Source organism: Uliginosibacterium sangjuense (assembly GCF_059132465.1).
In genome coordinates, this window is the sequence record NZ_CP101132.1 from 744,053 (window position 1) to 760,725 (window position 16,673).

Annotated in this window: 17 protein-coding genes; 7 read left to right on the plus strand and 10 right to left on the minus strand. The window is 65.8% G+C overall.

Features of this window, described 5'->3' with window-relative positions; translation table 11 throughout:
* Positions 1–2 precede the first annotated feature (2 nt).
* Together purE and folD are read right to left on the minus strand one after the other, a co-directional pair.
* A complete protein-coding gene (purE, locus tag NMB43_RS03415; RefSeq protein WP_494350759.1) occupies positions 3–503 on the minus strand; it encodes a 5-(carboxyamino)imidazole ribonucleotide mutase in 501 nt (166 codons plus the stop codon).
* Position 504: 1 nt separating this feature from the next.
* On the minus strand, positions 505–1,365 hold the full coding sequence (gene folD / locus NMB43_RS03420; RefSeq protein ID WP_494350760.1) for a bifunctional methylenetetrahydrofolate dehydrogenase/methenyltetrahydrofolate cyclohydrolase FolD: 861 nt from the start codon (positions 1,363–1,365) through the stop codon (positions 505–507).
* 217 nt (positions 1,366–1,582) lie between these two features.
* Between folD and NMB43_RS03425 the strand changes: the two genes are divergently transcribed.
* The 5 genes from NMB43_RS03425 (at position 1,583) to NMB43_RS03445 (ending at position 6,637) form a co-directional block, all read left to right on the plus strand.
* Positions 1,583–2,179, plus strand: a complete 597-nt coding sequence (locus NMB43_RS03425; protein WP_494350761.1) for a LemA family protein — start codon at positions 1,583–1,585, stop codon at positions 2,177–2,179.
* Positions 2,180–2,188: 9 nt separating this feature from the next.
* Positions 2,189–2,926, plus strand: a complete 738-nt coding sequence (locus tag NMB43_RS03430) for a TPM domain-containing protein (protein ID WP_494350762.1) — start codon at positions 2,189–2,191, stop codon at positions 2,924–2,926.
* 5 nt (positions 2,927–2,931) lie between these two features.
* Positions 2,932–3,426, plus strand: coding sequence for a TPM domain-containing protein (locus tag NMB43_RS03435; RefSeq protein ID WP_494350763.1), 495 nt, complete (start codon positions 2,932–2,934; stop codon positions 3,424–3,426).
* A 216-nt stretch (positions 3,427–3,642) separates the two neighbouring features.
* On the plus strand, positions 3,643–4,818 hold the full coding sequence (locus NMB43_RS03440; RefSeq protein WP_494350764.1) for an S-methyl thiohydantoin desulfurase domain-containing protein: 1,176 nt from the start codon (positions 3,643–3,645) through the stop codon (positions 4,816–4,818).
* A gap of 31 nt (positions 4,819–4,849) precedes the next feature.
* The gene (locus tag NMB43_RS03445; RefSeq protein WP_494350765.1) at positions 4,850–6,637 is read left to right on the plus strand and encodes a putative bifunctional diguanylate cyclase/phosphodiesterase; all 1,788 of its coding nucleotides are present in this window, start codon (positions 4,850–4,852) and stop codon (positions 6,635–6,637) included.
* 54 nt (positions 6,638–6,691) lie between these two features.
* Here the strand turns inward: NMB43_RS03445 and NMB43_RS03450 are convergent, their stop codons facing one another.
* From NMB43_RS03450 to NMB43_RS03465, 4 genes are all read right to left on the minus strand, one after another.
* Complete coding sequence (locus NMB43_RS03450) at positions 6,692–9,544, minus strand: valine--tRNA ligase (protein ID WP_494350766.1); 2,853 nt, start codon at positions 9,542–9,544, stop codon at positions 6,692–6,694.
* 73 nt (positions 9,545–9,617) lie between these two features.
* On the minus strand, positions 9,618–10,526 hold the full coding sequence (locus NMB43_RS03455; RefSeq protein ID WP_494350767.1) for a hypothetical protein: 909 nt from the start codon (positions 10,524–10,526) through the stop codon (positions 9,618–9,620).
* Positions 10,523–10,948, minus strand: a complete 426-nt coding sequence (locus NMB43_RS03460) for a DNA polymerase III subunit chi (RefSeq protein WP_494350768.1) — start codon at positions 10,946–10,948, stop codon at positions 10,523–10,525. The genes NMB43_RS03455 and NMB43_RS03460 overlap by 4 nt, the downstream gene beginning before the upstream one ends.
* A complete protein-coding gene (locus NMB43_RS03465; RefSeq protein WP_494350769.1) occupies positions 10,945–12,432 on the minus strand; it encodes a leucyl aminopeptidase in 1,488 nt (495 codons plus the stop codon). The genes NMB43_RS03460 and NMB43_RS03465 overlap by 4 nt, the downstream gene beginning before the upstream one ends.
* A 123-nt stretch (positions 12,433–12,555) precedes the next feature.
* Between NMB43_RS03465 and lptF the strand changes: the two genes are divergently transcribed.
* Positions 12,556–13,632 (plus strand): LPS export ABC transporter permease LptF, encoded by a 1,077-nt coding sequence (gene lptF / locus NMB43_RS03470; protein WP_494350770.1) that lies wholly within the window; start codon positions 12,556–12,558, stop codon positions 13,630–13,632.
* Positions 13,629–14,702, plus strand: a complete 1,074-nt coding sequence (lptG, locus tag NMB43_RS03475) for an LPS export ABC transporter permease LptG (protein ID WP_494350771.1) — start codon at positions 13,629–13,631, stop codon at positions 14,700–14,702. The genes lptF and lptG overlap by 4 nt, the downstream gene beginning before the upstream one ends.
* Before the next feature lie 11 nt (positions 14,703–14,713).
* Here lptG and NMB43_RS03480 read toward each other — a convergent pair whose 3' ends face one another.
* The 4 genes from NMB43_RS03480 to NMB43_RS03495 are packed head-to-tail and all read right to left on the minus strand — an operon-like array spanning position 14,714 to position 16,645.
* On the minus strand, positions 14,714–15,193 hold the full coding sequence (locus NMB43_RS03480; protein ID WP_494350772.1) for an RDD family protein: 480 nt from the start codon (positions 15,191–15,193) through the stop codon (positions 14,714–14,716).
* A complete protein-coding gene (locus NMB43_RS03485) occupies positions 15,190–15,732 on the minus strand; it encodes a DUF3106 domain-containing protein (protein ID WP_494350773.1) in 543 nt (180 codons plus the stop codon). Before NMB43_RS03485 ends, NMB43_RS03480 begins: the two co-directional genes overlap by 4 nt.
* Positions 15,705–16,079, minus strand: coding sequence for a DUF3619 family protein (locus NMB43_RS03490; RefSeq protein ID WP_494350774.1), 375 nt, complete (start codon positions 16,077–16,079; stop codon positions 15,705–15,707). Before NMB43_RS03490 ends, NMB43_RS03485 begins: the two co-directional genes overlap by 28 nt.
* Complete coding sequence (locus NMB43_RS03495; protein ID WP_494352105.1) at positions 16,076–16,645, minus strand: RNA polymerase sigma factor; 570 nt, start codon at positions 16,643–16,645, stop codon at positions 16,076–16,078. The genes NMB43_RS03490 and NMB43_RS03495 overlap by 4 nt, the downstream gene beginning before the upstream one ends.
* Positions 16,646–16,673 lie beyond the last annotated feature (28 nt).

The window sequence follows — 16,673 nt, forward strand, 5'->3', positions numbered from 1 at the left end:
GCTCACGCGATGTCGTCCAGCTTCATGTCCAGCACGCTCTGCGTCTGGCGCTCACGGAAGGTTTCCAGCAGCGCAGCGATCTTTGGGTCTTCGTTGGCCAGCATGGCTACCGCGAACAGGCCTGCATTGGCCGCGCCGGCCTCGCCGATGGCGAAGGTGGCGACGGGAATGCCCTTGGGCATCTGCACGATCGAATGCAGCGAGTCCACGCCCGACAGCGCCTTGCTCTGCACCGGCACGCCCAGGATGGGGACGGTGGTCTTGGCCGCCAGCATGCCCGGCAGGTGGGCGGCGCCACCGGCGCCGGCGATGATGGCCTTGAGGCCACGGCCACGCGCGCGCTCGGCGTAGTCGAACATCAGGTCCGGCGTGCGGTGGGCGGATACCACGCGCGCCTCGTAGGGGATGCCGAAATCCTTCAGCACGCGGGCGGCGGCTTGCAGCGTGGGCCAATCGGAGTTGGAGCCCATGACGATGCCAATGACGGGTTTCTGTTCAGACATGTCAGTTCTTCTTGTTGGCCACGCGCTTGGCGGATTCCAGCGTATTGGCGAGCAGCATGGTGATGGTCATGGGGCCGACGCCACCGGGCACCGGGGTGATCAGCGAGGCGACTTCCTTGGCCGAGTCGAAATCGACGTCGCCGCACAGCTTGCCGTGCTCGTCGCGATTCATGCCGACGTCGATGACCACGGCACCGGGCTTGACCATGTCGCCCTTGATCATCTTGGCACGGCCGACGGCGACGACCAGGATGTCGGCGCGACGCGTGTGAAAGGCCAGGTCGGCGGTCTGCGAATGGCACACCGTGACGGTCGCGCCCTGCGACAGCAACATCACCGCCATCGGCTTGCCGACGATGTTGCTGCGGCCGATGACCACGGCTTCCTTGCCCTTGAGCGGAATTTGCTCAGACTCCAGCATCTTCATCACGCCCCAGGGCGTGCAGGGGTAGAAGCTCTTGCGCCCCTGCAGCAGCAGGCCGAAGTTCTCAGCGTGGAAACCGTCCACATCCTTGTCCGGCGAGATGGCTTCCAGCACCTGATCTTCGTTGAACTGCTTGGGCAGCGGTAGTTGCACCAGGATGCCGTGCACCGCCGGATCGGCGTTCAGCTCGGCGATCTTGCCGAACACGACCTCGGGCGACACGTCGGCCGGGTAGTCGAATTTCAGCGAACGGAAGCCGGCCTTTTCGCAGCCCGCGACCTTGTTGCGCACGTAGACGGCGGAGGCCGGATTGTCGCCGACCAGGATCACGGCGAGGCAGGGTTGGATGCCTTGCGCCGTGAGCGCGGCGGCACGTTGGGCAATCTCTTCGCGGACCTTGGCCGAAAGCGCGTTGCCGTCGATGATGCGTGCAGTCATGGGGGGAGACCCGGAGCGTTGGGAAAAACCGCGCAGTATACCCGTGCCGGCGGGCAGGGCAAAGCGCCGAACCCGCTTTAAGTGACTGAGCATGCAGGGTTTTGCGGGAACGCCCGGAGGCTCCCGGTGGTCAATGCGAGCGGGCGCATATCCCTGTCACCCGCTGCCCGTATGATGCGTGTTCGAATGTCATGTCCCGGATCGGAAGGAGAAGGCGATGTCCCTGCTGAGAATGCTCGTGCTGAGTCTGGCCGCGTTGCTGCTGAGCGCCTGCGGCTACAACGACATGCAGATCAACGACGAGGCCGTGAAATCGGCCTGGGCCGAGGTGCTGAACCAGTACAAGCGGCGCGCCGACTTGGTGCCCAACCTGGTCAACGTGGTCAAGGGTTATGCCGAACACGAGAAGGAGGTGCTCACCCGCGTGACCGAGGCGCGCGCCAGCGTGGGCGGGATGAATGTCACGCCCGAGCTGGCCAACGACCCCGAGGCGCTGGCGAAATTCCAGAAGGCGCAGGGCGAACTGTCGAGCGCCATCGCCCGCCTGCTGGTGGTCAGCGAGAACTACCCGCAGCTCAAGGCGGATGCCAACTTCCGCGACCTGCAGGCGCAGATCGAGGGCACCGAGAACCGCATCACGGTGGCGCGCAACCGCTTCATCAAGGCGGTGGAAACCTACAACGTGGGCGTCCGCACCTTCCCCAACAACCTCACCGCCATGGTCATGGGCTACAAGACCAAGCCCAGCTTCACCGTGGAGAACGAGGCGGCGATCAGCAATGCGCCGACTGTCGATTTCGGCGGCAAGAAGTAAGGGCCGGCCATGAAGCGCTGGCTGCTCGCGCTGTGCCTGGCGGGCCTGGGCCTCATCGCGCAGGCCGAGGTGGCGGTGCCTGCCCTGAGCGGGCGCGTGGTCGATCTCACCGGCGTGCTGGATGCCGCCGCGCGGCAGGACCTGGCGGCCCGCCTCTCCGCGATCGAGCAGCAGAAGGGCAGCCAGGTGGCGATCCTGCTGTTGCCGACGACGCAGCCGGAGGACCTGGCGGCCTTCGGCATCCGCGTGGCGGAGGCGTGGAAGCTCGGGCGCCAGGGCGTGGATGATGGCGTCATCCTGCTGGTGGCCTTGCAGGACCGGCAGTTGCGCATCGAGGTCGGGCGCGGGCTGGAAGGGGCGATTCCGGATGCCATTGCCAAGCGCATCATCGCCGATGACATCGCGCCCTACTTCAAGCAGGGCGACTTTCACGGCGGGCTGGCTGCGGGTGTCGCGCGCATCGCCGAGCGGGTGGGCGCCGAGGGGCTGCCGCCACCGCGCCCGGGCAGCCGGCGCAGCAGCATGCAGGACATCGGGTCTGTCGGCTTCATCGTCCTGATCATCCTGTTCTTCGTGCTGAGCCGTGTCTTCGGCGGCAGTGGCCGGGCCTACAGCACCGGCCGGCGCGGCGCACGCACGGTGATCCTGCCGGGCGGTTTCGGCGGCGGCTGGGGTGGGGGCTCGGGCGGCGGATGGTCCGGGGGCGGCGGCGGTTTCGGTGGCGGTGGCGCCTCGGGAGGCTGGTGATGGGCGTGCTGAACAGACTCTGGCGTCATCTGTGGGCGGGCGAGCGCGAGGCGCGGCGGGTGTTCCCCGCGGCCGCGCTGGCGCGTATCGGCGAGGTCGTGGCGCAATCCGAAGCGCAGCATCGCGGCGAGCTGCGTGTGGTGATCCAGGGCGGACTGGGTTGGGCCGCCCTGCAGGGCGTGCCGTCCAGCCGTGAGCTGGCGCTGATGCATTTCGCCCAGCAAGGCGTATGGGACACCGAAGAGAACTCAGGCGTGCTGATCTACCTGCTGATGGCCGAGCACCGGCTGGAGATCGTGGCCGATCGTGGCATCCACCGCCGTGTGCCGCAGGCCGAATGGGATGCCATCGCATCCACGGCCACCCAGTGTTTTTCGCGCGGTGAGTATGTCCAGGGCATGGTGGCGGCGGAACAACGCATCACCGCCTTGCTGGTCGAGCACTTTCCCGCCGTGACAGCCAATCCCAACGAGTTGCCCGACGCGCCCCTGCGCTTCTGAACCAAGGCCGCGGCGCCCCTCTCTGCGTCCGGACGCACCGGTGTTGCGTCCTCGCGCCGGCTTGACCCGCGAACAGCCCGCCTCCCGCGTAGCCGGCGGCGCGGCTGCGGACCGCCCCTGGCCTTGCGTGTTGTTTCTTAAAGTTTTCTGCACGACGACCGAAACAGAACTGTGGTGGAGAAAACGCTGGGCTTACTTCATTCGATCGGGGGAGTGATGGCGGTACAGGCTTGGGGTATGGACGCGCTGCTCGATGTGGCAGCAGGTGCGGCGGTGCTGGGCAGTGGCGGTGGCGGGGGCTATCAGGATGCCTTGTTGATCCTGCAGCAATTGGTGGCCAGTGGTTGGAGTGGCAGCGTGCCGGTCCAGCCATACGACGGACAAAGCCCTTGCAGCGTGATCGCGATGATGGGCTCGCCGGATGCGGCCGGCCAGATGAGCCTGCAGGAATTGCAGCAGTCCATTGGCAACACCTTGCTGATGCAGGCGCAGAGTTGCGGTTTCGTGACGCACTGTGCGATCCCCATCGAGACGGGGCCGATCAATTCCCTGGTGCCACTGCTGGCTGCAGCCCTTGGTCTGGGCGGGGTGCAATGGGTGGTGGATGGCGATGGTGCCGGCCGCGCGGTGCCTGAGCTGCCGCAGACCACGTTCGCGGGGGCGGCCGGCTTGCCGCCCTGTCCTTGCGTGGTGGCTGACAACGCAACAGAGCCAGCGCAGATCCAGTCGGCGGTGCTGAGTGTGCCTACTACGCCGCAGGTGGAAACCCTGGGCGGCGCGGTGGTGAAAGCCTTCGGTTCGTTTGCCGGCATTTCGATGTGGCCCTCGGGACCGGCCAATGGTTTTGCGCTGACGGGGCAGTACCTGCCCAACACACTGAGCCAGACACGCGCACTCGGCAGCTTCCTCCGTCAGGGGCCCTGGGCCACCCAGTCCGTGGTGGAACAGATAACGTTGCAGACCGGGCGTGCCGCCCGCGCGGTGGCGACCAACTACTTCATCACGCAGATCACGCAAGCGACCACCAGTGCCTCGCTCGATGCCGGCATCATCCGTCTGGACGACAACCCGGACCCCGCGCTCAGCACCAGCCGCTTCTACCTCTACAACCTGAATGAGAACCTGATCCTCTATTCCGCCCAGGCTTTCGCGCCAGTAGTCTTGGCGCCCGACTCGATCTGCTACTACTCCGAGTCGCAGGGGGCCGGGTTCTCCAATGCCACTCCCGATCTTCAGGTCTACTACGACTTCAACGCGCAGCAGAGTACGGGTCAGGCTGTCAGCCTCATCCAGGTAGTGGCGGCGCCGCAACTGGTTGCCACGCCCGGCGTGATGGCCTCGTTTGCGGGTTTGCTGCGATCGTTGGGCTACGCGGGAGCTTTGCCGTACTGATCGGCCAGGGCAGGAATCGGCTGGGGGCGCCATGAACGAAGACCACAACAGACTGTTGCTCGCGCTGGAAGCAGCGGGGTTGGACCTGTGGGAGAACGACCTCGCCACCGGCAAGGTCACTCATCCGGCAAGCCGTACCTTCGTCGAACTCGGCTACACCATCGAGGAAGGGGCGGACAGCATGAGTTTCTGGCTGGACCTCCTGCATCCGGATGACCGCCCCCTGCTTGACACGGCGCTGGCGGCCTATCGCGATGGCCGGGCCGACAACTACCGGGCCGAGTTCCGCCTGCGGGCCAAGTCCGGCGAATGGATCTGGTACGCCAACTATGGCCGCGTCATGAACGCGCAGGAAGACACCGCGATGCGGCGCTTCATCGGCGTGACCTTCAACATCAACGATCGCAAGCAGCGCGAAGAAGAGATGGAGCGCATCAACCGGCTGCTGTCGCTGCAGAATCAGCAGCTCGACCAGATGAACAGCCACCTGGAGCGCCTGTCGACGACCGACCCGCTGACCCGCCTGCACAACCGCCGCGCCGTGCACGAGCGCCTGCACCAGCTCGTCAGCTGTGGCGGACAGGCCTTCGGGCTGCTCTTCATCGACCTCGACGACTTCAAGAAGATCAACGATCTCTACGGCCATGATGTAGGCGACCTCCTGCTGTGCCAGGTGGCCCAGCGCCTGCAGGCCTGCTGCGATGCGGAGGACATGATCGCGCGCTTCGGTGGCGACGAGTTCGTGCTCCTGGTATGCGACGCTCCGGGGCGGGAGGGGGCGTTCCGCGCCCGCCTGGACGCACTGTGCCGCGACATCCTGGGCATCCTGGCCCAGCCTTACGTGCTGGGCGATCTGCAGTTGTACTCCTATGGCAGCATCGGGGTGGCCTGCTCCCCCGAGGATGGCTGGACTGTCGAGGAATTGATCAAGCGTGCGGACATCGCGCTCTACCGGGCGAAGAGGCGGGGGCGGAACATCTGTCGCTTCTTCGAGCCGGCGATGGAGACGGAGCTTCAGTACAAGGACAACCTGGAAAAGGACCTGCGTGCAGCCCTCCGGTCGCGGCAACTGGAGCTGCTGTACCAGATCCAGGTGGATCGCCAGCTCAAGCCGGTCGGCGTCGAGGCCCTGCTGCGCTGGCATCATCCGGCGCGCGGTCTGTTGCTGCCCGCCGAGTTCCTGCCGGATGCCGTGACTTGCGGCCTGATCCACGACATCGACAACTGGGTGCTCGACAGCGCCTGCGCCACCCTCGGCAAATGGCAGAACGATCCGGCCCTGCAGGAGCTGACCCTGTCGGTCAACATCACCGCCAAGGCCTTCGAGCATCCGGCCTTTACCCAGACCGTCATCCGGCTGATCGACAAGTACTCCCTGCCGCCGGGCAGGCTGTGCCTGGAAATCACGGAGCATGTACGTACCAAGTCATTCCAGGACGCTGGCCGTGTGATCGAACTCTTGCATGCGCATGGCGTGCGTTTCGCGCTGGACGATTTTGGGACCGGGCATTCTTCGCTGGAAGGCCTCAAGTACCTGGCTTTCGATCAGATCAAGATCGACGGCGCATTCGTCGGCGACGTGGTGAGCAACGCGTTCAGCCAGGCAGCCATTTCAGGCGTGGTGGCCATCGCGCAGGCCATGAACATCCAGTTGGTGGCTGAATGCGTGGAGCAGCATGAGCAACTTGAGTGGCTCCGGGCCCGCGGGGTCGCCGGGTTCCAGGGCTACCTCTTCGGCCTGCCCTTGCCGCTACGCATGCTGGAGGCGACGATACGCAACACCCTGCAGTCGAGCGCCTGCGACGCGCCGGCCGGATGAAAACGACAAGGCCCGCATGGGCGGGCCTTGTCGTGGGTGAGGACTGGCGGAGGATCAGCCCAGGCGGGTCAGTTGCTCGCGCAGCTTGTCCAGCGTGGACTGGAAGTCAGCCAGGCGCTTGCGTTCCGTCTCCACCACGGCGGCCGGAGCGCGGGCGACGAAGCCTTCGTTGCCGAGTTTGGTCTCCAGCTTGCCGACCTCGCCCTCGATGCGCGCGATCTCCTTGCCGACACGCGCCTTCTCGGCGGCCACATCGATCTCGATCTTGAGCATCAGGCGGAACTCGCCGACCACCTGCACGGGCGCCGGCGACTGCGGCAGCTCGGCACCGACCGCGCTGACTTCCGACAGCTTGGCCAGGGAGGCGAGGTAGGGGCCGTAGCGCTTCACCGTCTCCTCATCGCCGGCGATCAGCAGCGGCACGCGCTGGCCGGTGAGGTTCATCTCGGCACGCAGGCTGCGGCAGGCGTTGATCATGTCCTTGAGCTGGGCGACCTGGGCTTCGGAGCTTTCGTCGATGCGGCTGGGCTCGCAGGTCGGGTAGGCGGCGGTGCCGATGAAGTCGCTCTTCTTGCGATCGGCGACCACGGCAACCGTCTGCCACAGCTCTTCGGTGATGAAGGGCAGCAGCGGATGCGCCAGGCGCAGGATGGTCTCCAGCACGCGCACCAGGGTGCGGCGCGTGCCGCGCTGCGTGGCCTCGTCGCCGGTGTTGAGCTGCACCTTGGCCAGTTCCAGGTACCAGTCGCAGTACTCGTCCCACACCAGTTCGTAGATGCAGCGTGCGGCCAGATCCAGGCGGTAGTCGGTGAAGTACTGCGCGATCTCGGCTTCGGCGCGTTGCAGGCGGCTCACCATCCAGCGGTCGGCAAACGAGAAGCGCAGGTACTGGCCGTCACATTCACTGACTTTGTGATTATCCAGGCCGCAGTCCTTGCCCTCGCAGTTCATCAGCACGAAGCGCGTGGCGTTCCACAGCTTGTTGCAGAAGTTGCGATAGCCCTCGCAGCGGTGCATGTCGAACTTGATGTCGCGACCGGGCGAGGCGAGCGAGGCAAAGGTGAAGCGCAGCGCGTCGGTGCCGAAGGCGGGAATGCCATCCGGGTATTCCTTGCGTGTCTTCTTGGCGATGCTCTCGGCCTGCTTCGGGTTCATCAGCCCGGTGGTGCGCTTGGCGATCAGATCGTCCAGGCCGATGCCGTCGATGAGGTCGATCGGGTCCAGCACATTGCCTTTTGATTTGCTCATCTTCTGGCCTTCCGCATCGCGGATCAGGCCGTGCACGTAGACGTGCTTGAACGGGATCTTGCCGGTGATGTGCTTGGTCATCATGATCATCCGGGCGACCCAGAAGAAGATGATGTCGAAGCCGGTGACCAGCACGGAGGAGGGCAGGTAGAGGTCCAGCGCCGGGTTGCTCTTGGCCGGCCACTCTGGCGTCCAGTCCAGGGTGCTGAAGGGCCACAGGGCAGACGAGTACCAGGTGTCGAGCACGTCGTTATCGCGCGTGAGTTCGCCACTGTAGCCATCCTTGGCAGCCAAGGCCTTGGCTTCGGCTTCGTCGTGGGCGACCCACACGCGGCCGTCGGTGCCATGCCAGGCAGGAATCTGGTGACCCCACCAGAGCTGGCGCGAGATGCACCAGTCCTGCAGATTGCGCATCCAGGCGTAGTAGGTATTGACCCAGCTCTCGGGCACGAACTTGATCTCGCCGGACTCGACGACTTCCAGTGCTTTCTGACCGATGCTCTTGCCATCGGCGCCGGGCTTGTTGACGGCCACGAACCACTGGTCGGTGAGCATCGGCTCGATGACCACGTTAGTGCGGTCACCACGCGGCACCTGCAGCTTGTGCGGCTTGATCTCGCCCATCAGGCCGAGCGTCTCGAAGTCCGCCACGATCTGCTTGCGCGCCTCGAAACGATCCAGGCCGTGGTACTTGGCCGGGGCGTTCTCGTTGATCTTGGCGTCCAGTGTCAGCACCGAGATCATCGGCAGGTGGTGACGCTGGCCCACCGCATAGTCATTGAAATCGTGCGCCGGCGTGACCTTCACGCAGCCAGTGCCGAACTCCTTGTCGACATACTCGTCGGCGATGATCGGAATCTCGCGCCATTGCTTGGCATCCAGCGCGTCACCCGTCATCGAGGAGAGCGGCAGGCGGATCATCTTGCCGATCAGGTGCTTGTAGCGCTCGTCTTCCGGGTGAACCATCACGGCGGTATCGCCCAGCATGGTCTCCGGGCGCGTCGTCGCCACCGTCAGATGGCCCGAGCCATCGGCCAGCGGGTAGTTCAGGTGCCACAGGAAACCATCTTCCTCTTCGCTGACCACTTCCAGGTCGGAGACGGCGGTGCCCAGCACCGGGTCCCAGTTCACCAGGCGCTTGCCGCGGTAGATCAGGCCCTCGTTGTAGAGGCGCACGAAGGTTTCGGTGACGATCTTGGAGAGCCCCGCGTCCATCGTGAAGCGCTCGCGCTTCCAGTCGGGCGAGGTGCCCAGGCGGCGCATCTGGCGCGTGATGGTGGAGCCGGAGTATTCCTTCCACTCCCACACCTTCTCGATGAACTTCTCGCGGCCCAGATCGTGGCGCGAGACGCCCTGCGCATCAAGCTGGCGCTCGACGACGATCTGCGTCGCGATGCCGGCGTGGTCGGTGCCCGGCTGCCACAGCGTGTTCTGGCCGCGCATGCGGTAGTAGCGGGTCAGCGCATCCATGATGGTCTGGTTGAAACCATGACCCATGTGCAGCGTGCCGGTCACGTTGGGCGGCGGCAGCAGGATGCAGAAGGACTGGTCAGCAGGCTTGCTGGTGTCGGTGCCGGCGGCGAAATAGCCGGACTGCTCCCATTGCGGGTACCAGCGGCGCTCGATGTCGGCCGGTTCAAAGCTCTTGGCGAGTTCCATGTGCGGGCTCGGTTGGATTCACGGAAACCCGCGATTATACCGGCCGGGCGCGTGCTGCCCCCAAAAGCCCGCTTCAGCGCGGGCGATCGAGCGTGGCGTCGAGGATCGAGGACAGCTTGTCGGAGATTTCCGGCAGCAGGGTGGCACGCATATGGGCCGCCGTCTGCATGCGCAGGCGCTCGACCATGCTGTCGAGTTCGCCCGCGATGATCTGCGGCAGTTCCTGCGCCAGCCAGCCGTCGATGGCCTGCGCGATGTAGGCGTCGAGCTGGATCAGGTGTTCGCTGATCTGCATGGTGGCCTGCTCGGCGGCTTCCTGGCGCACATCGTTGAGGTAGGTCGCCTGGCTCGCCAGCCCCTCTTCGCGGCCTTGCTCCAGCGCGGCCTGCACGGCGCGCGTCTGCATCGCACGGTTTTCCGCGCGCACACTCTCGGTGGCCTCCTGCACGGCACGTTGCAACTGTGCCTGGTGCTCACGGCGCAACTGCTCCAGTTGCTGGGCGTGCGCGGTGGCGAGTTCGCGCCGGGTGCGTTCGGCGGTGTCGTGGATTGCGTCACCCTGGCGTCGCAACAACTCGTCGCGGGTGCGCTGGATGGCGTCCTCGATCAGCAGGTCGACCTGTTCGCGGCTTAGGCTGCCTGGCGCGGCGGGTTCCGCCGTGGCGGGGGGAGGGGGCGGGTAGGCGGCGGACTCGACCCGGCCAAAGCTGGTGCCGGCGGGGCTGGCCAGGGGCTCCGGGCGCTCGTCGTAGCCAAGATCGAAGGAGAAGCTGCTGCGCTCTTCGCGGATCAAGGTGTCCGGCCGGCCGACCACCAGGGTGTCGGTCAGCTCGGGCAGGTCGTCGACGATCTCGGTCAGCAGCGGCAGCTCTTCCGACTCCAGGCCCACGCCGTCCGGGCGGTTGCGCCGGATCAGCGCGTCCGCCTTGTTCAGCAGCGCGTCGCTCAGCTCGCCTTCGGTCACGGTGGGATTGGGAGTCATGCCAGTGTTGCCAGATCGTGTGCGGTCACCGCGAGGCCCTGCTGTTTGTAGCCCTGCCAGCGGCGGCGCGCGGCGGGGACATCCTCGCCGTCGCGGGAGACCACCTCCACCAGCATCGAGAACTGCTCGTGGCCGGCGGGAAGGGCGTCCCCCAGATTGATCAATACATCATTGTGCGGCGGATTGCCCAGGTCGCGTGCGATGACGACCGGGGTACGGGGGGCCAGCGGCGAGTCCTGTCCGACGTGTGGCACGAAGGACTGCGGCTGCAGGCTCCACAGCAGCGTGTCGTAGCGGCGGGCGAGGGCATCGTCCGGCGCGTACACCACCACGCGGCGACCCCGCGCGACCGCCTTGCCCGTGATCGAGCAGGCGGCCGCCAGGCGGTCCGGTGCGTTGTGGTAGAACTTGACTTCGTTCATGCCAGACCGGCGCGCGCCAGCAGGAAGCGGCTCAATAGCGGTACCGGGCGGCCGGTGGCGCCCTTGTCGGCGCCGGACTTCCAGGCCGTGCCGGCGATATCCAGGTGAGCCCACTTGTAGGCCTGGGTGAAGCGCGCCAGGAAGCAGGCGGCCGTGATGCTGCCGGCGGGGCGGCCGCCGATATTGGCCATGTCGGCAAAGTTGCTCTTCAACTGGTCCTGGTACTCCTCGAAGATCGGCAGTTGCCAGGCGCGGTCGCCGGCCTCCGTGCCCGCGCTCAGCAGCTCGGCCGCGAGCGCGTCGTCGTTTGCCATCAGGCCGGAAGTCTGGTGGCCCAGGGCGATGATGCAGGCGCCGGTCAGGGTGGCGATGTCGACCACGGCGGCGGGCTTGAAGCGTTCCGCGTAGGTCAGCGCATCGCACAGGATCAGGCGGCCCTCGGCGTCGGTGTTGAGGATCTCGATGGTCTGGCCGGACATGGACTTGACCACATCGCCGGGGCGGGTGGCGTTGCCCGCGGGCATGTTCTCGGTGCTGGGGATCAGGCCGATCACGTTGAGCGGCAGCTTCATCGCCGCGATGGCTTTGAAAGTGCCGAGCACGGAGGCGGCGCCACACATGTCGTACTTCATTTCGTCCATGCCTTCGCCGGGTTTCAGCGAGATGCCGCCGGTGTCGAAGGTGATTCCCTTGCCGACCAGCACCACGGGTGCATCCTTCGCCTTGCCACCCTTGTAGTGCATCACGATGAAGCGCGGCGGCTCGGTCGCGCCCTGCGCGACCGACAGGAAGGAGCCCATGCCCAGCTTGTGGATGCCGTTGCGGTCGAACACCTCGACCTTGAAGTCGTAATGCTTGCCCAGTTTCTTGGCGGTGTCGGCGAGATAGGAGGGCGTGCACACATTGGCCGGCAGGTTGCCCAGGTCACGCGTCAGCGCCATGCCCTCGGCGATGGCTGCCCCCTGTGTCATGGCGGCGCGCGCAGTGGCATCGGTCTTGGCCACCAGCAGGTAGTCCAGCGCCTTGATGCCGCCGGTCTTGCCATTCTTGTCCTTGCGCGGGGCGTCAAAGCGGTACGCGGCGTCGCCCAGCAACTGGCTGGCGGTACGCAGGGTCCAGGGCAGGTCGCGCGTGAGCGGTACGAGATCGGTGGCGGCCAGGGTGGCCGCATCGAAGCGCGCGGCAGCCAGCCACTTGCCCAGCGCTCCGAGCGCGCTGCGCAGCGCCTTGTCGGCGAAGTCCTCGCGCTTGCCCAGCGACAGCAGCAGCACGCGCTCGGCAGCCAGCCCGGCCACCCCGGGCAGCAGCAACAAGCTGCCGGCCTTGTCATCAAGATCGCGTCGGGCCAGGCGGGCGATCTGCCCGGCGCCGGCTTCATCGGCCTGCAGGGCCTGGGCCCCCAGTTCGCCGTCAGCAAACACGGGCAGGACCAGGCAAGGGGTCTTGGCCTTCTCGGGGGAGGTGGCTTTTATGCTAAATTCCATCGCGTTTTTTCCTGTCTGTGGCCGCGGCACGAGGCGGCTCGCTGAAAGGCATTATCCCCGCTCGTCGCGCGTGGCGTCAAAGCTGGCGCCGGGCGAGGCAAACCTTCCGGGCATCTATCCGACATGATCTTCCGCCGCGCAGCGATGCGCGAATTCGCCGGCACCACCGCCGCCTTATTTGTCGCGCTGTTCCTGATCCTGCTGACCATGACGCTGATCCGCATGCTCAGCCAGGCGGCGGGCGGGCGCATTCCGGCCGACGCGCTGCTGGCGCTGATCGGCTTCTCCACGCTGAATCACCTGCCGGTGGCGCTGGCGCTGGCGGTGTTCGTCGGCGTGCTGCTGTCCATCGGGCGCAGCTATCGCGACTCCGAGATGGTGGTGTGGTTTGTTTCCGGCATGCCGCTGACTGGCTGGGTCGGTCCGGTGCTGCGCTTCACCTTGCCCTTGGCGGTGGTGATTGCCGGGATGTCGATCTTCCTTTCGCCTTGGGCCCAGGAGAAAGCGGCCGAGTATCGCAAGCGCCTGGAGAATCGCGATGATGTGACGCGCGTCGCGCCTGGCGTGTTCCGTGAGTCGCTGGGTTCGCAGCGCGTCTTTTTCGTCGAGTCAGCCTCACCAGACCAGGGGCGGATCCGCAACATCTTCATCGATACCCGGCGCGAGGGGCGGCAGAGCGTGACCGTGGCGGCCGAGGGGCTGCTGGAGACGGCCGGCAATGGCGACCGCTTCCTGGTCCTGCTGGATGGCCGGCATTACCAGGGGCTGCCGGGTGAGGCACGCTACCAGGTGACGGAGTTCAAGCGGCATGCGATCCGTATCGACCCGAAGGAACTGGGCGTAGTGGAGCAGCAGCCGCGCCTGATGCCCACGCATGTGCTGCTGGCCAGCCCGCTGCCGGCCGGCAAGGGGGAGCTGGTGTGGCGCTTCGGCATTCCGCTGGCCACCGTGATGCTGGCCTTGCTGGCGATTCCCCTGGCTTTCGTCAATCCGCGCGCGGGGCGTGCCAACAATCTGATCTTCGCCGTGCTGACCTTCTCCATCTACTTCAACCTGCTGGGCGTGGCCCAGGCCTGGGTGGCCCAGGGACGCGTGGGCTATGGCGAAGGCATGTGGGGCGTGCACGGCCTCATGGCCCTGTTGCTGCTGGTTCTTTTTGCGCAACGCATGATCCACTCCCTGAAACGGCGGCGCGCATGAAAACCCTGCGTGCTTACCTTCGTCGCGAGGTGCTTGCCGCCACCGGGGTGGTGTTGCTGGCCTTCCTCGCCCTGTTCGCCTTTTTCGATCTGCTGAGCGAGCTGGAGAACATCGGTCGCGGCACCTATCGCCTCAAGCACGCATTCATCTTCGTGCTCTTGCGCATCCCGGGGCGAGCCTACGAGGTGATGCCGATCGCTGTTCTGATTGGCTGCCTGTACGCGCTGACCCAGCTCGCCCGGGGCTCCGAGCTAAGCGTGATGCGCACCGCCGGCGTGTCCACGATGCGTCTCTTGGGTTCCCTGCTGCGCACGGGTCTGGTCTTCGTGGCGCTGACGCTGATGTTGGGCGAGTTCGTGTCACCGCCGCTGGAGCGGGCCGCGCAGAAGTGGCGCCTGCGTACGGCGGATGCGACGGCGCCGCAGGAACTGCGAACCGGGACCTGGGTGCGCGATGGCAATCTCATCGTGAATGCCCGCCGGGTGTCGCCCGATGCAGGCATGGAGGAGGTGCGCCTGTACGAATTCGATGAAGCGCACCGCATCCTGTCGATCAGCGAGGCGAAGACAGGTACGTACTCGCGCGACGCGGGCTGGGTGCTGGTCGGGGTGCGCCAGACCGTGTTCGAGGCCGAGCGCACGCAGGTGGTCGAGCACGCCGAGCTGCAATGGAAATCCAGCCTGACGCCGGACATGATCAGCACCGTGATGATCACGCCGGACAACATGTCCATCCGCAATCTCTACCGCTACATCGACCACCTGGAAAGCAACAAGCAGGCGACCACGCGCTACGAGGTCGCAATGTGGAAGAAGCTGTTCTATCCGCTGACCGTGCTGGTCATGATCGGGCTGGCGCTCCCCTTCTCTTACGGCAGCGTGCGGGCAGGTGGGGTCAGCATGCGTCTGCTGGCCGGTGTCTTCATTGGCCTGGGCTTTCACCTGGTCAACAGCCTGCTGTCCAAGCTGGGCGTCTTGCACAGTTGGCCGTCGGTGGCCACGGCCGCAGCGCCGGCGGCGATGTTCCTGCTGGTGGCGATCGCCATGGTGTTCGCGGTCGAGCGCCGCTGAGCGTGCCTGATTCAGCGGCGCTGCCGCGGCAACGCCACCAGTGCTGTGCCGGCCAGACGGTCATGCAGAAACTGGCGATCGCGATCGACGAAGGCCGCCCACAGGACGCCAACGCCGCTGAGGATCAGCAGCAAAGAGGGCCAAGCCGCGAGGTAGCGGATCAGCAACTGGCGCAGGCTGGGGCGCTTGCCGCTCTCGGCATCCACCAGTTGCATGCTCCAGGTCTGCATGGCCAGCGACTGCCCGTTGTAGCGCCAAACGCCCACGAAGTAGAGGCCCAGCAGCAGGAACAGGTGCAGCCACAGCCAGCCTCCCGGCACGCTCAGACCGAAGGCCAGGCCCAGCGCCGTCTGCGGAGCCAGGCCTCCGACCACGATGACACCAAAGGCTGGCAGGCTCTCGTACAGCATGCTGGCGAGGCGACGGCGCAAGGAGGCGAGTTCGACCTGCGGCCGCTGGGAGGCCGCAGGGAGGGCGGTCAGGTCGGTCATTGCGCGTTTTCTTTGCGGGCAGTCGTCGTCGGCTTGGCCGGCGGCGCTGTTTTGCGGGGCGGAGCGACTACGGCCGGCTTTGGCATGGGCGTCGAGGCGACCGGCGTGACTGGCTTGGGTGCGGATTTCAGGCGCTGTTTTTCCTCGCCTGGCAGCGCGTCATAGTCGCGCCATTTTTGTTCCAGCGCGCGGCGCTCCTCAGGCGGTGCCGTGCGCAAGCGGTTGTACTGTGCACGCGCCTTCTGGCGGTCGCTAGGGCTTAGTTCGACCCATTCCCCCATGCGTTCCTGCAGGCGTTGTTGCTCCTGCGGGGTCATCGCCGGATAGCGGTCGGCAATACTGATCCATTTGCGGCGGCGGGTGTCGTCCAGGCTGTTCCACTCGCGCTCAAGCGGTTTGAGCGTTTGCTTCTGCGCCGGACTCAATTGCTGCCAGTTGGGGGCGCCCGCGGCTGGGGGCGGCGCGCTGGGGCCTGCCGCCAGCACGGCGGCGGACAGACAGGCGAGCAGACTCAGCGCGAGTCGGGAGCGTGCAGCCATGTGTCGAAACCGCGATCCAGGTAAGCGGAAATCGGCAGATCGTCGGCCAGCAGCGCGCTATCGATCTCACTGAGCTCCTCGGCGCGTTCTTGCGTAAGCAAGTCATCGGCAATGAAGACTGCGCTGATCAGTACCAGGGCCAGCAGCATCTGGCGGGCGTAGTCACTCCAGCCACTGGCGATGCGGATACCTACGCCGGCGAGCGAAAATCCAGCGGCTACCCGCTGGTGGCGCGCAAGCGCAGCCTGGCGCGCCTGGAACAGGCGATCCGCCACTTCGGGTGGCGTGGCCAGCAGTTGTGTATTGAGCTTGTTGCGGACCTTCAGGCCGAAAAGCTGTTCGTTCATAACTCGATCCCTCTGTCCTTCAGTGCTGCAGCCAGCGTATGCGTGGCGCGCGAGCAATGGGTCTTCACACTGCCTTCCGAGCATCCCATCGCCGCTGCGGTCTCTGCAATGTCCAGTTCCTCCCAGTAACGCAGCAGAAAGGCTTCGCGTTGACGTGCCGGTAGCCTTTCTATCTCGCGTTCGATCAGGGCCAGGGTCTGGCGTTGCGAGAACTGGTCGTGCGGGGTTTCCCGCGACTCTGACCCGGCATGGGCGGTGAGAGTTTCCAGCGGGTCGCTGTCTTCGTCGTCTTCGCGGGTAAACGCTGACAGCAGCGTGGTCCACATGTTGCGGACCTTGGCACGCCGCATATAGTCGCGGATCGCGTTCTGCAGGATGCGCTGGAACAGCAGCGGCAGCTCTTCTGCCGGCCGCTGGCCGTATTTCTCGGCCAACTTCATCATTGCATCCTGGACCACGTCCAGCGCGGCTTCCTCGTCCCGCAGGGCGAACTGCGCCTGGCGGAAGGCGCGACGTTCGACGGCGGCCAGGAAGTCGGAAAGTTCGGTGCGTGAAGCCAGTGTCAGCTCGCTTGTCGGGGCGCCCGGAACCCGT